Here is a 17599-nt window from a genome sequence, read left to right as displayed (position 1 = left end):
ACGGAAATCAATAACCTGAAGATATGTGCGACGAGCTTTTCATAAATCTGTCATAAATCTGACGCATAATGACGTCGCATTAATGATCGCAACCTATTTATTACAACAGGGCAAATCATGGCGAGACGTATTCTGGTCGTAGAAGATGAAGCTCCAATTCGCGAAATGGTCTGCTTCGTGCTCGAACAAAATGGCTTTCAGCCGGTCGAAGCGGAAGATTATGACAGTGCTGTGAATCAACTGAATGAACCCTGGCCGGATTTAATTCTCCTTGACTGGATGTTACCTGGCGGCTCCGGTATCCAGTTCATAAAACACCTCAAGCGCGAGTCGATGACCCGGGATATTCCAGTGGTGATGTTGACCGCCAGAGGGGAAGAAGAAGATCGCGTGCGCGGCCTTGAAACCGGCGCGGATGACTATATCACCAAGCCGTTTTCGCCGAAGGAGCTGGTGGCGCGAATCAAAGCGGTAATGCGCCGTATTTCGCCAATGGCGGTGGAAGAGGTGATTGAGATGCAGGGATTAAGTCTCGACCCGACATCTCACCGAGTGATGGCGGGCGAAGAGCCGCTGGAGATGGGGCCGACAGAATTTAAACTGCTGCACTTTTTTATGACGCATCCTGAGCGCGTGTACAGCCGCGAGCAGCTGTTAAACCACGTCTGGGGAACTAACGTGTATGTGGAAGACCGCACGGTCGATGTCCACATTCGTCGCCTGCGTAAAGCACTGGAGCCCGGCGGGCATGACCGCATGGTGCAGACCGTGCGCGGTACAGGATATCGTTTTTCAACCCGCTTTTAACGCCTTGCTCATCGGACGCAGAGCAGGGCTTATGATTTCTTAACTGGAGTATCTTACGTGCTGGAACGGCTGTCGTGGAAAAGGCTGGTGCTGGAGCTGCTACTTTGCTGCCTCCCGGCTTTCATCCTGGGTGCATTTTTTGGTTACCTGCCCTGGTTTTTGCTGGCATCGGTAACAGGACTGCTTATCTGGCATTTCTGGAATTTATTGCGCCTTTCATGGTGGCTGTGGGTGGATCGCAGTATGACCCCGCCACCGGGGCGTGGTAGCTGGGAACCGCTACTATACGGCTTACACCAGATGCAGCTGCGAAATAAAAAACGCCGCCGTGAACTGGGCAATCTGATTAAACGCTTTCGTAGCGGCGCGGAGTCGCTGCCCGACGCGGTGGTGCTGACCACGGAAGAGGGCGGTATTTTCTGGTGTAACGGTCTGGCGCAACAAATTCTTGGTTTGCGCTGGCCGGAAGATAACGGGCAGAACATCCTTAACCTACTGCGTTACCCGGAGTTTACGCAATATCTGAAAACGCGTGATTTTTCTCGCCCGCTCAATCTGGTGCTCAACACCGGGCGGCATCTGGAAATTCGCGTCATGCCTTATACCCACAAACAGTTGCTGATGGTGGCGCGTGATGTCACGCAAATGCATCAACTGGAAGGGGCGCGGCGCAACTTTTTCGCCAACGTAAGCCATGAGTTACGCACGCCATTGACCGTGTTACAGGGTTACCTGGAGATGATGGATGAGCAGCCGCTGGAAGGCGCGGTACGCGAAAAAGCGTTGCACACCATGCGCGAGCAGACCCAGCGGATGGAAGGGCTGGTGAAGCAATTGCTGACGCTGTCGAAAATTGAAGCCGCGCCGACGCATTTGCTCAATGAAAAGGTTGATGTGCCGATGATGCTGCGCGTTGTTGAGCGCGAGGCTCAGACTCTGAGTCAGAAAAAACAGACATTTACCTTTGAGATAGATAACGGCCTCAAGGTGTCTGGCAATGAAGATCAGCTACGCAGTGCGATTTCGAACCTGGTCTATAACGCCGTGAATCATACGCCGGAAGGCACGCATATCACCGTACGCTGGCAGCGAGTGCCGCACGGTGCCGAATTTAGCGTTGAAGATAACGGACCGGGCATTGCACCGGAGCATATTCCGCGCCTGACCGAGCGTTTTTATCGCGTTGATAAAGCGCGTTCCCGGCAAACCGGCGGTAGCGGATTAGGGTTAGCGATCGTGAAACATGCGGTGAATCATCACGAAAGTCGCCTGAATATTGAGAGTACAGTAGGAAAAGGAACACGTTTCAGTTTTGTTATCCCGGAACGTTTAATTGCCAAAAACAGCGATTAATCCGCCTTTGTCATCTTTTATTGCCATAAGCCAGTCGATGCTGGCTTATTTTCTTTGCAGTCAAAATACGGGCGTTAGATTTTACAACGGTTGGTGATTTTTTGTTCGCATGATTAGCCATGTCTTTTTCACGGAAATAGTGTTTTATACTGGTTGGTGATTTCTTATCGCTATATACCTCTGGTTTTTAGATCCCTCCTTGCTTTAAAACGTTATAAGCGTTTAAATTGCGCTTCAGGTGCTGTCATACTGACTGCATTAACGCGGTAAATCGAAAAACTATTCTTCGCCGCGCCTGGTTGGGAGTATTTCCCGCTAAAATTGTTTAAATATACCGCTGTATCATCCCCAGGGATTGGCACAAAAATTTAACGTTACAACACCACATCCACAGGCAGTATGATTTATGACCCATCAATTAAGATCGCGCGATATCATCGCTCTGGGCTTTATGACATTTGCGTTGTTCGTCGGCGCAGGTAACATTATTTTCCCTCCAATGGTCGGCTTACAGGCAGGCGAACACGTCTGGACTGCGGCATTCGGCTTCCTCATTACTGCCGTTGGCCTGCCGGTATTAACAGTAGTGGCGCTGGCAAAAGTTGGCGGCGGTGTTGACAGCCTCAGCACGCCAATCGGTAAAGTCGCTGGCGTACTGCTGGCAACGGTTTGTTACCTGGCGGTGGGGCCGCTTTTCGCTACGCCGCGTACAGCTACCGTTTCTTTTGAAGTGGGGATTGCGCCGCTGACGGGTGATTCCGCGCTGCCGCTGTTTATCTACAGCCTGGTCTATTTCGCTATCGTTATTCTGGTTTCGCTCTATCCGGGCAAGCTGCTGGATACCGTGGGCAACTTCCTTGCGCCGCTGAAAATTATCGCGCTGGTCATCCTGTCTGTTGCCGCGATTGTCTGGCCGGCGGGTTCTATCAGCACGGCGACTGAGGCTTATCAAAACGCTGCGTTTTCTAACGGTTTCGTTAACGGCTATCTGACCATGGATACGCTGGGCGCAATGGTGTTTGGTATCGTTATTGTTAACGCGGCGCGTTCTCGTGGCGTTACCGAAGCGCGCCTACTGACCCGTTATACCGTCTGGGCTGGCCTGATGGCGGGTGTTGGTCTGACTCTGCTGTACCTCGCGCTGTTCCGTCTGGGTTCAGACAGCGCGTCGCTGGTCGATCAGTCTGCAAACGGCGCTGCTATTCTGCATGCTTACGTTCAGCACACCTTTGGCGGCGGCGGTAGCTTCCTGCTGGCGGCGTTAATCTTCATCGCCTGCCTGGTAACGGCAGTTGGCCTGACCTGTGCTTGTGCAGAATTCTTTGCCCAGTACGTACCGCTCTCTTATCGTACGCTGGTGTTTATCCTCGGCGGCTTCTCGATGGTGGTTTCTAACCTCGGCTTAAGCCAGCTGATCCAGATCTCCGTACCGGTGCTGACCGCTATTTATCCGCCGTGTATCGCACTGGTTGTATTAAGTTTTACACGCTCATGGTGGCATAATTCGTCCCGCGTGATTGCTCCGCCGATGTTTATCAGCCTGCTTTTTGGTATTCTCGACGGGATCAAAGCATCTGCATTCAGCGATATCTTACCGTCCTGGGCGCAGCGTTTACCGCTGGCCGAACAAGGTCTGGCGTGGTTAATGCCAACAGTGGTGATGGTGGTTCTGGCCATTATCTGGGATCGCGCGGCAGGTCGTCAGGTGACCTCCAGCGCTCACTAAATCACTGAACATTTGTTTTAACCACGGGGCTGCGATGCCCCGTGGTTTTTTATTGTGTTGATGGGTTAGGAATTGATGGAAAGTAAGAACAAGCTAAAGCGTGGGCTAAGTACCCGCCACATACGCTTTATGGCACTGGGTTCAGCAATTGGCACCGGGCTGTTTTACGGTTCGGCAGACGCCATCAAAATGGCCGGTCCGAGCGTGTTGTTGGCCTATATTATCGGTGGTATCGCGGCGTATATCATTATGCGTGCGCTGGGGGAAATGTCGGTACATAACCCGGCCGCCAGCTCTTTCTCGCGTTATGCGCAGGAAAACCTCGGCCCGCTGGCAGGTTACATTACCGGCTGGACCTACTGCTTTGAAATCCTTATTGTCGCCATCGCCGATGTGACCGCTTTTGGTATCTATATGGGTGTCTGGTTCCCGACGGTGCCGCACTGGATTTGGGTACTGAGCGTGGTGCTGATCATTTGCGCCGTAAACCTGATGAGCGTGAAGGTATTCGGTGAGCTGGAATTCTGGTTCTCGTTCTTTAAAGTCGCCACCATCATCATCATGATTGTCGCCGGTTTCGGCATCATCATCTGGGGGATTGGCAACGGCGGGCAACCGACCGGTATTCATAACCTGTGGAGCAACGGCGGCTTCTTCAGTAACGGCTGGCTTGGCATGGTAATGTCGTTGCAAATGGTGATGTTTGCTTACGGTGGGATCGAAATTATCGGGATTACCGCCGGTGAAGCGAAAGATCCTGAGAAATCGATACCGCGTGCGATTAACTCCGTGCCGATGCGTATTCTGGTGTTCTACGTCGGTACGCTGTTCGTCATTATGTCTATCTACCCGTGGAATCAGGTTGGCACTGCCGGTAGCCCGTTCGTGCTGACGTTCCAGCATATGGGCATTACCTTTGCCGCCAGCATTCTTAACTTTGTTGTGCTGACTGCTTCGCTGTCGGCAATTAACAGTGATGTATTTGGCGTAGGCCGTATGCTCCACGGTATGGCAGAGCAGGGCAGCGCGCCGAAAATTTTCAGCAAAACGTCGCGTCGCGGTATTCCGTGGGTTACGGTGCTGGTGATGACTACCGCGCTGCTGTTTGCGGTGTATCTGAACTACATCATGCCGGAAAACGTCTTCCTGGTGATCGCTTCGCTGGCAACCTTCGCCACGGTGTGGGTGTGGATTATGATCCTGCTGTCGCAAATTGCCTTCCGTCGCCGTTTGCCGCCAGAAGAAGTTAAGGCGCTGAAATTTAAAGTGCCGGGTGGGGTAGCAACGACCATCGGCGGGCTGATTTTCCTGCTCTTTATTATCGGGTTGATTGGTTATCACCCGGATACGCGTATCTCGCTGTATGTCGGTTTCGCGTGGATTGTTGTGCTGTTGATTGGCTGGATGTTTAAGCGTCGCCACGATCGTCAGCTGGCTGAAAACCAATAATACTTGCGTTCTGTAAGCCGGTTCAGGAGGAAATCCTGATCCGGCTATTCCGAAAGTTATCCGCCCCCGTCCTCCTCCCCCAAATATCCTTCAGATGATGAGTGATCCTGCATTAGGCTATGGCAAGGTGATCAGATTTTCATCACAGGGGAATTATGATGTTAAATGCATGGCACCTGCCGGTGCCCCCATTTGTTAAACAAAGCAAAGATCAACTGCTCATAACACTGTGGCTGACGGGCGAAGACCCACCGCAGCGCATTATGCTGCGTACAGAACACGATAACGAAGAAATGTCAGTACCAATGCATAAGCAGCGCAGTCAGCCGCAGCCAGGCGTCACCGCATGGCGTGCGGCGATTGATCTCTCCAGCGGACAACCCCGGCGGCGTTACAGTTTCAAACTGCTGTGGCACGATCGCCAGCGTTGGTTTACACCGCAGGGCTTCAGCCGAATGCCGCCGGCACGACTGGAGCAGTTTGCCGTCGATGTACCGGATATCGGCCCACAATGGGCTGCGGATCAGATTTTTTATCAGATCTTCCCTGATCGTTTTGCGCGTAGTCTTCCTCGTGAAGCTGAACAGGATCATGTCTATTACCATCATGCAGCCGGACAAGAGATCATCTTGCGTGACTGGGATGAACCGGTCACGGCGCAGGCGGGCGGATCAACGTTCTATGGCGGCGATCTGGACGGGATAAGCGAAAAACTGCCGTATCTGAAAAAGCTTGGCGTGACAGCGCTGTATCTCAATCCGGTGTTTAAAGCTCCCAGCGTACATAAATACGATACCGAGGATTATCGCCATGTCGATCCGCAGTTTGGCGGTGATGGGGCGTTGCTGCGTTTGCGACACAATACGCAGCAGCTGGGAATGCGGCTGGTGCTGGACGGCGTGTTTAACCACAGTGGCGATTCCCATGCCTGGTTTGACAGGCACAATCGTGGCACGGGGGGAGCTTGTCACAACCCCGAATCGCCCTGGCGCGACTGGTACTCGTTTAGTGATGATGGCACGGCGCTCGACTGGCTTGGCTATGCCAGCTTGCCGAAGCTGGATTATCAGTCGGAAAGTCTGGTGAATGAAATTTATCGCGGGGAAGACAGTATTGTCCGCCATTGGCTGAAAGCGCCGTGGAGTATGGACGGCTGGCGGCTGGATGTGGTGCATATGCTGGGGGAGGCGGGTGGGGCGCGCAATAATATGCAGCACGTTGCTGGGATCACCGAAGCGGCGAAAGAAACCCAGCCGGAAGCGTATATTGTCGGCGAACATTTTGGCGATGCACGGCAATGGTTACAGGCCGATGTGGAAGATGCCGCCATGAACTATCGTGGCTTCACATTCCCGTTGTGGGGATTTCTTGCCAATACCGATATCTCTTACGATCCGCAGCAAATTGATGCCCAAACCTGTATGGCCTGGATGGATAATTACCGCGCAGGGCTTTCTCATCAACAACAATTACGTATGTTTAATCAGCTCGACAGCCACGATACTGCGCGATTTAAAACGCTGCTCGGTCGGGATATTGCGCGCCTGCCGCTGGCGGTGGTCTGGCTGTTCACCTGGCCTGGTGTACCGTGCATTTATTACGGTGATGAAGTAGGACTGGATGGCAAAAACGATCCGTTTTGCCGTAAACCGTTCCCCTGGCAGGTGGAAAAGCAGGATACGGCGTTATTCGCGCTGTACCAGCGAATGATTGCGCTGCGTAAGAAAAGTCAGGCGCTACGTCATGGCGGCTGTCAGGTGCTGTATGCGGAAGATAACGTGGTGGTATTTGTCCGCGTGCTGAATCAGCAACGTGTACTGGTGGCAATCAACCGTGGCGAGGCCTGTGAAGTGGTGCTACCCGCGTCACCGTTTCTCAATGCCGTGCAATGGCAATGCAAAGAAGGGCATGGGCAACTGACTGACGGGATTCTGGCTTTGCCTGCCATTTCGGCTACGGTATGGATGAACTAACGTTTTATAACGCCTTGCGTGACGCCTGCGCCATCATCCGCGGATAAAACTGCCAGAAGCGGGTTTCGAGGGCGTCATAATGAGCGTCTAAATCGTACCAGGAGTCACGCAGGGCATCCAGACGTGGGCGGCGGCTTGCCATGCCGTTTAACACGTTCTGGATGAAATCCATATCGCGATAGCGCACCAGCCACTGCTCTGACCACAAGTAATTGTTCAGATTGATAAAACGTGGCGGTGAGTCCGGCAAAATCGTCATCACTTGCTCGCGGGCATAACAGACAAATTCCTGTAGCGGAAAGTCCGGCGACAGCTGCGACCAGTGGCGGGAAAGAAAGTGATCCCACATGACATCCAGCGTAATAGGCGCAACGCGGCGCGTTTCACTACGAAACCACTCCCGTGCTTCGCGGACTTCCGGCAGATTGTCAGTCAATACGTCGATACGTCGATGCATATGAATGCCAGCCACGACGTCGGGCGGAAAACTTTCTTCAGGATTTCCGCGTACGAAATCAGCCAGTAAATTGCCGGAAAGCGAGCTTTCCGCGAGATGGGCTAAATGCAGGTGAGCTAAAAAATTCATCGATTATATTCTATCCAAAAGGGGGTAAAGGTTGCAGGGAGAGCGCCCCGGCACTAGACTACCCGCCTCTTATTTTAGTCTGAGTCAGTGTCATGCGCGTTACCGATTTCTCCTTTGAATTGCCCGAATCCCTGATTGCCCACTATCCCATGCCTGAACGCAGTAGCTGTCGTTTACTGTCGCTGGACGGGCCGACGGGCGCGCTGACGCACGGTACTTTCACCGATTTACTTGATAAGCTCAACCCCGGCGATCTTCTGGTTTTTAATAATACCCGCGTGATCCCGGCGCGCCTGTTTGGGCGTAAAGCCAGCGGCGGCAAGATTGAAGTGCTGGTTGAACGGATGCTCGACGACAAACGCATTCTTGCGCATATTCGCGCCTCGAAAGCGCCAAAACCTGGCGCAGAACTGCTGCTGGGCGATGACGAAAGTATTAACGCAACAATGACCGCGCGCCACGGCGCACTGTTTGAAGTCGAATTTAATGATGAACGCTCGGTGCTGGATATTCTCAACAGCATCGGCCATATGCCGCTGCCGCCGTATATCGACCGTCCGGACGAAGACGCTGACCGCGAACTTTATCAAACCGTTTATAGCGAAAAACCGGGCGCGGTTGCAGCCCCGACCGCAGGTCTGCATTTTGACGAGCCTTTGCTGGAAAAATTGCGCGCCAAAGGCGTGGAGATGGCGTTTGTGACGTTGCACGTTGGTGCGGGCACCTTCCAGCCGGTGCGCGTCGACACCATTGAAGATCACATCATGCACTCGGAATACGCTGAAGTACCGCAGGATGTGGTAGACGCGGTACTGGCGGCGAAAGCGCGCGGTAACCGGGTGATTGCGGTTGGCACCACTTCAGTACGTTCGCTGGAAAGCGCGGCTCAGGCAGCGAAAAACGATCTCATTGAACCGTTCTTCGACGATACCCAAATCTTTATCTATCCGGGCTTCCAGTACAAAGTGGTCGATGCGCTGGTGACGAACTTCCACTTGCCAGAGTCGACGCTGATTATGCTGGTTTCGGCCTTTGCCGGTTATCAACACACCATGAACGCCTATAAAGCAGCGGTAGAAGAGAAATATCGCTTTTTTAGTTACGGTGATGCGATGTTTATCACGTACAATCCGCAGGCAATTAATGAGCGCGTCGGGGAGTAATTCCGCGGCGCTGGTTTAAAACGTTGGACTGTTTTTCTGACGTAGTGGAGAAAAAATGAAATTTGAACTGGACACCACCGACGGTCGCGCACGCCGTGGCCGCCTGGTCTTTGATCGTGGCGTAGTGGAAACGCCTTGTTTTATGCCTGTTGGCACCTACGGCACCGTAAAAGGGATGACGCCGGAAGAAGTTGAAGCCACTGGCGCGCAAATTATCCTCGGCAACACCTTCCACCTGTGGCTGCGCCCGGGCCAGGAAATCATGAAACTGCACGGCGATCTGCACGATTTTATGCAGTGGAAGGGGCCGATCCTCACCGACTCCGGCGGCTTCCAGGTCTTCAGCCTTGGCGATATTCGTAAAATCACCGAACAGGGCGTGCACTTCCGTAACCCGATCAACGGCGATCCGATTTTCCTCGATCCTGAAAAATCAATGGAGATTCAGTACGATCTTGGTTCGGATATCGTCATGATCTTTGATGAGTGTACGCCGTATCCTGCTGACTGGGATTACGCAAAACGCTCCATGGAGATGTCTCTGCGTTGGGCGAAGCGTAGCCGTGAGCGTTTTGACAGTCTCGGAAACAAAAATGCGCTGTTTGGTATCATCCAGGGCAGCGTTTACGAAGATTTACGTGATATTTCTGTTAAAGGTCTGGTAGATATCGGTTTTGATGGCTACGCTGTCGGCGGTCTGGCTGTGGGTGAGCCGAAAGCAGATATGCACCGCATTCTGGAGCATGTATGCCCGCAAATTCCGGCAGACAAACCGCGTTACCTGATGGGCGTTGGTAAACCAGAAGACCTGGTTGAAGGCGTACGTCGTGGTATCGATATGTTTGACTGCGTAATGCCAACCCGCAACGCCCGAAATGGTCATTTGTTCGTGACCGATGGCGTGGTGAAAATCCGCAATGCGAAGTATAAGAGCGATACTGGCCCACTCGATCCTGAGTGTGATTGCTACACCTGTCGCAATTATTCACGCGCTTACTTGCATCATCTTGACCGTTGCAACGAAATATTAGGCGCGCGACTCAACACCATTCATAACCTTCGTTACTACCAGCGTTTGATGGCGGGTTTACGCAAGGCTATTGAAGAGGGTAAATTAGAGAGCTTCGTAACTGATTTTTACCAGCGTCAGGGGCGAGAAGTACCACCTTTGAACGTTGATTAATATTAATAATGAGGGAAATTTAATGAGCTTTTTTATTTCTGATGCGGTAGCGGCAACGGGTGCACCGGCGCAAGGTAGCCCGATGTCTTTGATTTTGATGCTGGTGGTATTCGGTCTGATTTTCTATTTCATGATCCTGCGTCCACAGCAGAAGCGCACCAAAGAACACAAAAAGCTGATGGACTCCATTGCCAAAGGTGATGAAGTTCTGACGAACGGTGGCCTGGTTGGTCGCGTAACCAAAGTAGCGGAAAACGGCTACATTGCTATCGCGCTGAATGACACCACTGAAGTAGTTATTAAACGTGACTTCGTAGCTGCCGTCCTGCCGAAAGGCACCATGAAGGCGCTGTAATTAAAATTTTTCCCTAAGGGAATTGCCGTGTTAAACCGTTATCCTTTGTGGAAGTACGTCATGCTGATCGTGGTGATTGTCATCGGTCTGCTGTATGCGCTTCCCAACCTGTTTGGTGAGGATCCGGCTGTTCAGATCACTGGTGCGCGCGGAGTCGCCGCCAGTGAGCAAACGCTGATCCAGGTCCAGAAAACGTTACAAGAAGAAAAAATAACTGCTAAGTCTGTGGCACTGGAAGAGGGCGCTATTCTTGCGCGCTTCGACTCCACTGACACCCAGCTGCGCGCTCGTGAAGCATTAATGGGCGTTATGGGTGACAAATACGTCGTGGCGCTTAACCTTGCCCCGGCAACACCGCGCTGGCTGGCAGCTATTCACGCTGAGCCGATGAAGCTCGGCCTTGACCTGCGTGGCGGCGTTCACTTCCTGATGGAAGTGGATATGGACACCGCGCTTGGCAAACTCCAGGAACAAAATATCGATAGCCTGCGCAGCGATCTGCGTGAAAAGGGCATCCCGTATACCACCGTTCGTAAAGAAAACAACTACGGCCTGAGCATTACTTTCCGCGATGCTAAAGCTCGTGATGAAGCCATTGCGTATCTGAGCAAGCGCCATCCGGACCTGGTGATTAGTAGCCAGGGCAGCAACCAGCTGCGTGCGGTAATGAGCGATGCTCGTCTGAGTGAAGCGCGTGAATATGCGGTGCAGCAGAACATCAATATCCTGCGTAACCGTGTAAACCAACTTGGCGTGGCGGAGCCGGTGGTTCAGCGTCAGGGTGCTGACCGTATCGTTGTTGAACTGCCAGGTATTCAGGACACTGCGCGTGCGAAAGAGATTCTGGGTGCGACGGCAACGCTGGAATTCCGTCTGGTAAACACCAACGTTGACCAGGCCGCTGCGGCATCCGGTCGCGTACCGGGCGACTCTGAAGTGAAACAGACCCGCGAAGGTCAGCCAGTTGTGCTGTACAAACGCGTAATTCTGACCGGTGACCATATCACCGACTCCACTTCCAGCCAGGACGAATACAACCAACCGCAGGTTAACATCTCGCTCGATAGCGCTGGTGGTAACATCATGTCTAACTTCACTAAGGACAACATCGGCAAACCGATGGCAACCCTGTTTGTGGAGTACAAAGACAGCGGTAAGAAAGATGCAAATGGTCGTGCGGTTCTGGTGAAACAGGAAGAGGTGATTAACATCGCCAACATCCAGTCTCGTCTGGGTAACAGCTTCCGTATCACCGGCATCAACAACCCGAACGAAGCCCGTCAGCTGTCACTGCTGCTGCGTGCCGGTGCGTTGATCGCGCCGATTCAGATTGTTGAAGAACGTACCATTGGCCCGACCCTGGGTATGCAGAACATTGAGCAGGGGCTGGAGGCTTGCCTTGCCGGTCTGCTGGTTTCTATTCTGTTCATGATCATCTTCTATAAGAAATTTGGTCTGATTGCGACCAGTGCTCTGATTGCCAACTTGATCTTGATCGTCGGCATTATGTCGCTGTTGCCAGGCGCAACGCTGAGTATGCCAGGTATCGCGGGTATCGTCTTAACACTTGCGGTAGCGGTCGATGCGAACGTACTTATCAACGAACGTATTAAAGAAGAGTTGAGCAACGGACGTACTGTTCAACAGGCAATTGATGAAGGTTATCGTGGCGCATTCAGTTCTATCTTCGATGCGAACATCACCACGCTGATTAAAGTCATCATCCTGTACGCAGTGGGTACCGGGGCAATTAAAGGGTTCGCGATTACTACCGGTATCGGTGTGGCGACGTCGATGTTTACCGCGATTGTCGGTACGCGTGCCATCGTAAACCTGCTATATGGCGGCAAGCGCGTCAAGAAGCTGTCAATCTGAGGAGTGCGATGTGGCACAGGAATATACTGTTGAACAACTAAACCATGGCCGTAAAGTCTATGACTTTATGCGCTGGGACTACTGGGCTTTCGGCATCTCTGGTCTGCTGTTAATCGCCGCTATCGTTATTATGGGCGTGCGCGGCTTTAACTGGGGGCTGGATTTCACCGGTGGTACGGTTATTGAAATTACGCTCGAAAAACCGGCTGAAATTGACGTAATGCGTGATGCATTGCAAAAAGCCGGTTTTGAAGAGCCGATGCTGCAAAACTTTGGTAGCAGCCATGACATCATGGTCCGTATGCCGCCTGCTGAAGGCGAAACCGGCGGTCAGGTGTTGGGCAGCCAGGTTCTGAAGGTGATTAACGAATCCACCAATCAGAATGCAGCAGTGAAGCGTATTGAGTTCGTCGGTCCGAGCGTGGGGGCAGACCTTGCGCAAACCGGTGCGATGGCGTTGATGGCAGCGCTGCTGTCTATCCTCGTGTACGTAGGTTTCCGCTTTGAGTGGCGACTGGCGGCAGGGGTGGTTATTGCGCTGGCGCACGACGTTATCATTACGCTGGGTATTTTGTCGTTATTCCATATCGAGATTGACCTGACCATTGTGGCATCGTTGATGTCGGTTATCGGTTACTCGCTTAACGACAGTATCGTGGTATCGGACCGTATTCGTGAAAACTTCCGCAAGATCCGTCGCGGTACGCCTTACGAAATCTTTAACGTGTCCTTGACCCAGACGCTGCACCGTACCTTGATCACATCCGGTACTACCTTGATGGTTATCCTGATGCTGTACCTCTTCGGTGGTCCGGTACTGGAAGGCTTCTCGCTGACCATGCTTATCGGTGTTTCCATCGGTACTGCATCTTCCATCTATGTGGCATCTGCGTTGGCTCTGAAACTGGGTATGAAGCGCGAACACATGTTGCAGCAGAAAGTGGAAAAAGAAGGGGCGGATCAGCCGTCAATTCTGCCGTAATCAAGTTCCCGTTGATGTTGAAAATCCCGGTCAGAAGATCGGGATTTTTTTGATGTATGGAGATTGCGAAAATCCCCGCATCTTGGGAAACTGCGCGTAACCCTACATTTCATCCAGGTAACTTTTCATGGCTATCATCCCAAAAAACTATGCGCGGTTAGAAAGCGGCTATCGCGAAAAAGCATTAAAAATCTATCCGTGGGTCTGCGGTCGCTGTTCCCGCGAGTTTGTTTATTCCAACCTGCGTGAACTTACCGTTCACCACATTGATCACGACCATACCAATAACCCGGAAGATGGCAGTAACTGGGAATTGTTGTGTCTCTATTGCCACGATCATGAGCATTCGAAATATACCGAAGCGGATCAGTATGGTACGACCGTTATCGCAGGGGAAGATGCGCAGAAAGATGTCGGTGAAGCGAAGTACAACCCATTCGCTGACCTGAAAGCGATGATGAACAAGAAGAAGTGATTAAAACGTAAAATTGCCTGATGCGCTACGCTTATCAGGTCTACGTTATTTCAGCAATATATTGAATTTACGTGCTTTTGTTGGCCGGACAAAGCGTTTACGCCGCATCCGGCATGAACAAAGCACACGTTGTTAACAATCAGAAATGCCGGGAATAAATCCCGGCATTTTCATAATCAGAAGTTGTAACCTACTACTAGGTAACCACCCCAGCCGGTAGAGCGAACGTTGAAGTTGCCGTTGCCGAAGTTCAGTTCTGCATCGTCGTTCCACTGACCACCGTCGTGCCAGTAACGAGCTACGACAGAGTAGTGCCAGTGATCGTAGTTCAGAGCCAGAATATGGCTGGAAGCGATAGAGTTATTAGTACGGGTCTTAATACCGTTGATTGCGTTACCGCTGTCATCCCCTAAATCGGAACCCCAGTCGAAGTTGGTGAAGCCGATGTAGCTCAGCTGACCGCCCCACAGATCGGTAATCGGCACAAAGTATTTAATTTTGAAACGGTAACCGTCCCACTCGTTTTCGTTCGCTGCGCCATAGTTCTGCCACTGGTATTTCGCATAGACGTTCATGGACAGGCTCATCGGCAGGCCAGTGTCGATATCGGTACCCAGACCCATGTACCAGGTGCTCTGGCGACCATCTTTATTACGACCCATGTCGTAAATGTAGTTGTTCGCGAAGTACCACTCTTTGAACGGACCGAAGCTAAGGTCAGTATTGGTCAGCTTGTCGATGGAGAAACGTGGTTCGATTTCCATAAACAGCGGAGAACCGTGGTTCCAGATACCTTTTGCATCGGAGTTACCGCCGAAGAATACCGGCGCATCCGCATAACCATAGAAGTCGAACCAGTCTTTTTTAGCGAATGCTTCGTACTCAAGGTAGGTATCGTTGCGGATCTGCGGTCCGAAACGGGTGTGATAGCTTCCGACAACGTTAACGCTCTGGTGCCACCAGTCGGAAAGATACTGCGGTTTGTCGTTTTCAGCTGCGTTGACAGTAAAAGACGAAGAGAGCGCCAGTACCGCACCGGCTGCCAGTAATGTTTTTTTCATATGTATGCCACTGTTTGAAAATCCCTTGCGGGAGTGAAAAAGGCGCAAATTGCGTTTCTAAATATTTCGTATACAGAGGAGCCTATTATAAAAATCATTGCTCACAAAAATATGTTTCGTTTCACAGTTCTATCATTTACGTAATCGATTGCGTTCACGTTTACACACATTCGGGCAGAGATTGTACTGACTTTCACCCTTGTTGCAAACTTTTACTATCAATCTGGGTGATGTAAGCGGAGTAACAAAATGACGGGGAAAGATGTTGCGGGACGCACAAAATTGCCCCGCAATACGTTTAATGCATAACAGGTTGAATGTCGTGGATACGTACAAAGCCTAATTGATCCACAGAAATCCCCTTTAACTGTAACGGAATATCAACATCGCTGGGGGCAAGGACGCTGGCAGGGGCATTAATCAATTGATTCTGCACATTGATTTCCTGAAAGTTGTCTATTGTTCCCTGAATTTGCCCATATTCAACAGTTCCGCTGAATGCGGGCAAGGGATCATTCGACTCGCCCTGAATACGTAGCGTCAGGGTGGTGCCATCTGTATCAGGCGTAATATTCACCAGCGACATACGTAAAGTACCGATCTGGCTTTCCAGTCTTGCCGGTGTTTTCGCTCCAGGCAGAAGGTAAACCCCACTGCTGGATTTTGCATTCAGCCTGTTTTGCTGAGTGATTTTGACTGTTTCTTGATTGAGTTGCGTCATCTCCTGGTTCAGCGTGCTGACGCTGTGTTTCATCTGTCGCACTTCACTTTGCTGCACACAGGCGCTAAGGCTGAACAGGCTTCCCAGCAGGAGCAGTCGAAAAACGTTAGTATTCATAGGTCGTCCCTTTCTCGTCGCAATTAGCCTAATGGTAGAGGGTAAAAGCAGCGAAAGCATCGATCCTTTATCTCAAAAGCGTTGCGCCTTTGTTGTATCGTCAGTTCAGGGTAAAATAGATTTCCGTTAACCACCTGGTCAGGACGCCGTATGCATTGCCCATTCTGTTTCGCCGTGGACACTAAGGTAATTGACTCTCGTCTCGTGGGCGAGGGTTCATCCGTACGCCGCCGTCGGCAGTGTCTGGTGTGTAATGAACGTTTCACCACCTTTGAAGTGGCGGAGCTGGTTATGCCGCGTGTTGTAAAAAGCAACGACGTGCGTGAACCGTTTAATGAAGAGAAATTGCGTAGCGGAATGCTGCGGGCGCTGGAAAAACGTCCGGTGAGTTCCGATGACGTCGAAATGGCAATCAATCATATTAAATCGCAGCTGCGCGCCACCGGTGAGCGCGAAGTGCCGAGCAAGATGATTGGCAATCTGGTGATGGAGCAATTGAAAAAGCTCGATAAAGTCGCCTATATCCGTTTTGCCTCTGTCTACCGCAGTTTCGAAGATATCAAAGAATTTGGCGAAGAGATCGCGCGCCTGGAGGACTAAGCCGTGCAGGACGAGTATTACATGGCGCGGGCGCTAAAGCTGGCGCAACGAGGACGTTTTACCACGCATCCCAACCCGAATGTCGGGTGCGTCATTGTCAAAGATGGCGAAATTGTCGGTGAAGGTTACCACCAACGTGCGGGTGAACCACATGCCGAAGTACACGCGTTGCGTATGGCGGGTGAAAAAGCCAAAGGTGCGACCGCCTATGTCACACTCGAACCCTGTAGCCATCATGGTCGTACGCCACCGTGCTGTGACGCACTCATCGCCGCTGGCGTAGCGCGCGTGGTTGCCTCGATGCAAGATCCTAACCCGCAGGTCGCTGGGCGTGGACTTTACCGTCTGCAACAGGCTGGCATTGACGTCAGCCACGGCCTGATGATGAGTGAAGCCGAGCAATTGAATAAAGGCTTTCTCAAGCGGATGCGCACCGGCTTTCCTTATATTCAGTTAAAACTTGGCGCATCGCTTGATGGTCGCACGGCGATGGCGAGCGGCGAAAGCCAGTGGATCACTTCGCCCCAGGCGCGGCGTGATGTACAACTACTGCGCGCGCAAAGTCATGCCATTTTAACCAGCAGCGCCACGGTGCTGGCGGATGATCCTGCCTTAACGGTGCGTTGGTCTGAACTGGATGAACAAACTCAGGCGCTCTATCCGCAACAAAATCTCCGTCAGCCGATACGTATTGTGATTGATAGCCAAAATCGCGTGACGCCGGTACATCGCATTGTGCAGCAGCCCGGCGAAACCTGGTTCGCGCGTACGCAGGAAGATTCTCGTGAGTGGCCGGAAACGGTGCGTACCTTGCTGATTCCAGCGCATAAAGGTCATCTGGATCTGGTTGTACTGATGATGCAACTGGGTAAACAGCAAATTAACAGCATCTGGGTGGAAGCGGGGCCAACGCTCGCTGGCGCATTGCTGCAGGCGGGTTTAGTCGATGAGCTGATTGTCTATATCGCACCTAAACTATTAGGCAGCGACGCCCGTGGATTATGCTCGCTGCCAGGGCTTGAGAAATTAGCCGACGCCCCCCAATTTAAATTCAAAGAGATACGTCATGTAGGCCCGGATGTTTGCCTGCATTTAGTAGGTGCATGATCTCCCGGCTCGAAAGGGAAGCAGCGCACGAAATATTATGCTAAAATCCGCCCCCCTGCGGGGCCA

Annotated in this window: 16 protein-coding genes; 13 read left to right on the top strand and 3 right to left on the bottom strand. The window is 51.9% G+C overall.

Going from position 1 to position 17599, the window contains the following annotated elements; translation table 11 throughout:
• Nucleotides 1-117: 117 nt before the first annotated feature.
• The 5 genes from phoB to malZ all read left to right on the top strand — a co-directional run bounded on the left by phoB (nt 118) and on the right by malZ (nt 7308).
• Nucleotides 118-807, top strand: a complete 690-nt coding sequence (gene phoB / locus ACU8XX_RS18440; protein ID WP_000113933.1) for a phosphate response regulator transcription factor PhoB — start codon at nt 118-120, stop codon at nt 805-807.
• A gap of 57 nt (nt 808-864) precedes the next feature.
• Complete coding sequence (gene phoR, locus ACU8XX_RS18435; protein ID WP_000893603.1) at nt 865-2160, top strand: phosphate regulon sensor histidine kinase PhoR; 1296 nt, start codon at nt 865-867, stop codon at nt 2158-2160.
• Nucleotides 2161-2566: 406 nt separating this feature from the next.
• On the top strand, nt 2567-3886 hold the full coding sequence (gene brnQ, locus ACU8XX_RS18430) for a branched-chain amino acid transporter carrier protein BrnQ (protein ID WP_000149639.1): 1320 nt from the start codon (nt 2567-2569) through the stop codon (nt 3884-3886).
• A 75-nt stretch (nt 3887-3961) separates the two neighbouring features.
• Nucleotides 3962-5335, top strand: a complete 1374-nt coding sequence (gene proY / locus ACU8XX_RS18425) for a proline-specific permease ProY (protein WP_001295329.1) — start codon at nt 3962-3964, stop codon at nt 5333-5335.
• 155 nt (nt 5336-5490) lie between these two features.
• Nucleotides 5491-7308, top strand: a complete 1818-nt coding sequence (gene malZ, locus ACU8XX_RS18420) for a maltodextrin glucosidase (protein ID WP_001300528.1) — start codon at nt 5491-5493, stop codon at nt 7306-7308.
• Between the two features lie 4 nt (nt 7309-7312).
• On the opposite strand, the gene acpH is transcribed toward malZ, so the two are convergent.
• Nucleotides 7313-7894: an ACP phosphodiesterase gene (acpH, locus tag ACU8XX_RS18415; protein WP_001009885.1), complete on the bottom strand. Its 582-nt coding sequence runs from the start codon at nt 7892-7894 to the stop codon at nt 7313-7315.
• 92 nt (nt 7895-7986) lie between these two features.
• On the opposite strand from acpH, the gene queA reads away from it, so the two are divergent.
• The 6 genes from queA to yajD all read left to right on the top strand — a co-directional run bounded on the left by queA (nt 7987) and on the right by yajD (nt 13927).
• Nucleotides 7987-9057, top strand: a complete 1071-nt coding sequence (gene queA / locus ACU8XX_RS18410; RefSeq protein WP_001266503.1) for a tRNA preQ1(34) S-adenosylmethionine ribosyltransferase-isomerase QueA — start codon at nt 7987-7989, stop codon at nt 9055-9057.
• 55 nt (nt 9058-9112) lie between these two features.
• A complete protein-coding gene (gene tgt, locus ACU8XX_RS18405; RefSeq protein WP_000667319.1) occupies nt 9113-10240 on the top strand; it encodes a tRNA guanosine(34) transglycosylase Tgt in 1128 nt (375 codons plus the stop codon).
• Between the two features lie 22 nt (nt 10241-10262).
• The gene (gene yajC, locus ACU8XX_RS18400) at nt 10263-10595 is read left to right on the top strand and encodes a preprotein translocase subunit YajC (RefSeq protein WP_000007629.1); all 333 of its coding nucleotides are present in this window, start codon (nt 10263-10265) and stop codon (nt 10593-10595) included.
• Nucleotides 10596-10622: 27 nt separating this feature from the next.
• Nucleotides 10623-12470, top strand: coding sequence for a protein translocase subunit SecD (secD, locus tag ACU8XX_RS18395; RefSeq protein ID WP_000934822.1), 1848 nt, complete (start codon nt 10623-10625; stop codon nt 12468-12470).
• Nucleotides 12471-12480: 10 nt separating this feature from the next.
• Nucleotides 12481-13452 (top strand): protein translocase subunit SecF, encoded by a 972-nt coding sequence (gene secF / locus ACU8XX_RS18390; RefSeq protein ID WP_000046637.1) that lies wholly within the window; start codon nt 12481-12483, stop codon nt 13450-13452.
• 127 nt (nt 13453-13579) lie between these two features.
• Nucleotides 13580-13927, top strand: coding sequence for an HNH nuclease YajD (gene yajD, locus ACU8XX_RS18385; protein ID WP_000974813.1), 348 nt, complete (start codon nt 13580-13582; stop codon nt 13925-13927).
• A gap of 176 nt (nt 13928-14103) precedes the next feature.
• Here yajD and tsx read toward each other — a convergent pair whose 3' ends face one another.
• Both tsx and ACU8XX_RS18375 read right to left on the bottom strand, forming a co-directional pair.
• On the bottom strand, nt 14104-14988 hold the full coding sequence (gene tsx, locus ACU8XX_RS18380; protein WP_001295328.1) for a nucleoside-specific channel-forming protein Tsx: 885 nt from the start codon (nt 14986-14988) through the stop codon (nt 14104-14106).
• Nucleotides 14989-15286: 298 nt separating this feature from the next.
• Nucleotides 15287-15826 carry a SadB/YajI family lipoprotein gene (locus ACU8XX_RS18375; RefSeq protein WP_001301329.1) on the bottom strand — a complete coding sequence of 180 codons (540 nt, stop codon included), beginning with the start codon at nt 15824-15826 and terminating at the stop codon, nt 15287-15289.
• Nucleotides 15827-15976: 150 nt separating this feature from the next.
• Here ACU8XX_RS18375 and nrdR point away from each other — a divergent pair, with 150 nt between their 5' ends.
• Both nrdR and ribD read left to right on the top strand, forming a co-directional pair.
• Nucleotides 15977-16426, top strand: coding sequence for a transcriptional regulator NrdR (gene nrdR, locus ACU8XX_RS18370; protein WP_000543535.1), 450 nt, complete (start codon nt 15977-15979; stop codon nt 16424-16426).
• Between the two features lie 3 nt (nt 16427-16429).
• Entirely contained in the window at nt 16430-17533 is a 1104-nt protein-coding gene (ribD, locus tag ACU8XX_RS18365; protein ID WP_001150456.1) for a bifunctional diaminohydroxyphosphoribosylaminopyrimidine deaminase/5-amino-6-(5-phosphoribosylamino)uracil reductase RibD, read from the top strand.
• Nucleotides 17534-17599 lie beyond the last annotated feature (66 nt).

It is taken from the genome of Escherichia sp. MAL-1 (genome assembly GCF_052948035.1).
Note: the sequence above shows the minus strand (reverse complement) of the source record. Positions and strands in the feature narration are given on the sequence as shown.

What these genes read in the sequence shown, in the direction of transcription:
- yajD (WP_000974813.1), top strand. Translation starts at nt 13,580, where the DNA reads ATGGCTATCATCCCAAAAAACTATGCGCGGTTAGAAAGCGGCTATCGC.
- nrdR (WP_000543535.1), top strand. Translation starts at nt 15,977, where the DNA reads ATGCATTGCCCATTCTGTTTCGCCGTGGACACTAAGGTAATTGACTCT.
- malZ (WP_001300528.1), top strand. Translation starts at nt 5,491, where the DNA reads ATGATGTTAAATGCATGGCACCTGCCGGTGCCCCCATTTGTTAAACAA.
- acpH (WP_001009885.1), bottom strand. Translation starts at nt 7,894, where the DNA reads ATGAATTTTTTAGCTCACCTGCATTTAGCCCATCTCGCGGAAAGCTCG.
- yajC (WP_000007629.1), top strand. Translation starts at nt 10,263, where the DNA reads ATGAGCTTTTTTATTTCTGATGCGGTAGCGGCAACGGGTGCACCGGCG.
- ACU8XX_RS18375 (WP_001301329.1), bottom strand. Translation starts at nt 15,826, where the DNA reads ATGAATACTAACGTTTTTCGACTGCTCCTGCTGGGAAGCCTGTTCAGC.
- brnQ (WP_000149639.1), top strand. Translation starts at nt 2,567, where the DNA reads ATGACCCATCAATTAAGATCGCGCGATATCATCGCTCTGGGCTTTATG.
- tgt (WP_000667319.1), top strand. Translation starts at nt 9,113, where the DNA reads ATGAAATTTGAACTGGACACCACCGACGGTCGCGCACGCCGTGGCCGC.
- queA (WP_001266503.1), top strand. Translation starts at nt 7,987, where the DNA reads ATGCGCGTTACCGATTTCTCCTTTGAATTGCCCGAATCCCTGATTGCC.
- phoB (WP_000113933.1), top strand. Translation starts at nt 118, where the DNA reads ATGGCGAGACGTATTCTGGTCGTAGAAGATGAAGCTCCAATTCGCGAA.
- proY (WP_001295329.1), top strand. Translation starts at nt 3,962, where the DNA reads ATGGAAAGTAAGAACAAGCTAAAGCGTGGGCTAAGTACCCGCCACATA.
- tsx (WP_001295328.1), bottom strand. Translation starts at nt 14,988, where the DNA reads ATGAAAAAAACATTACTGGCAGCCGGTGCGGTACTGGCGCTCTCTTCG.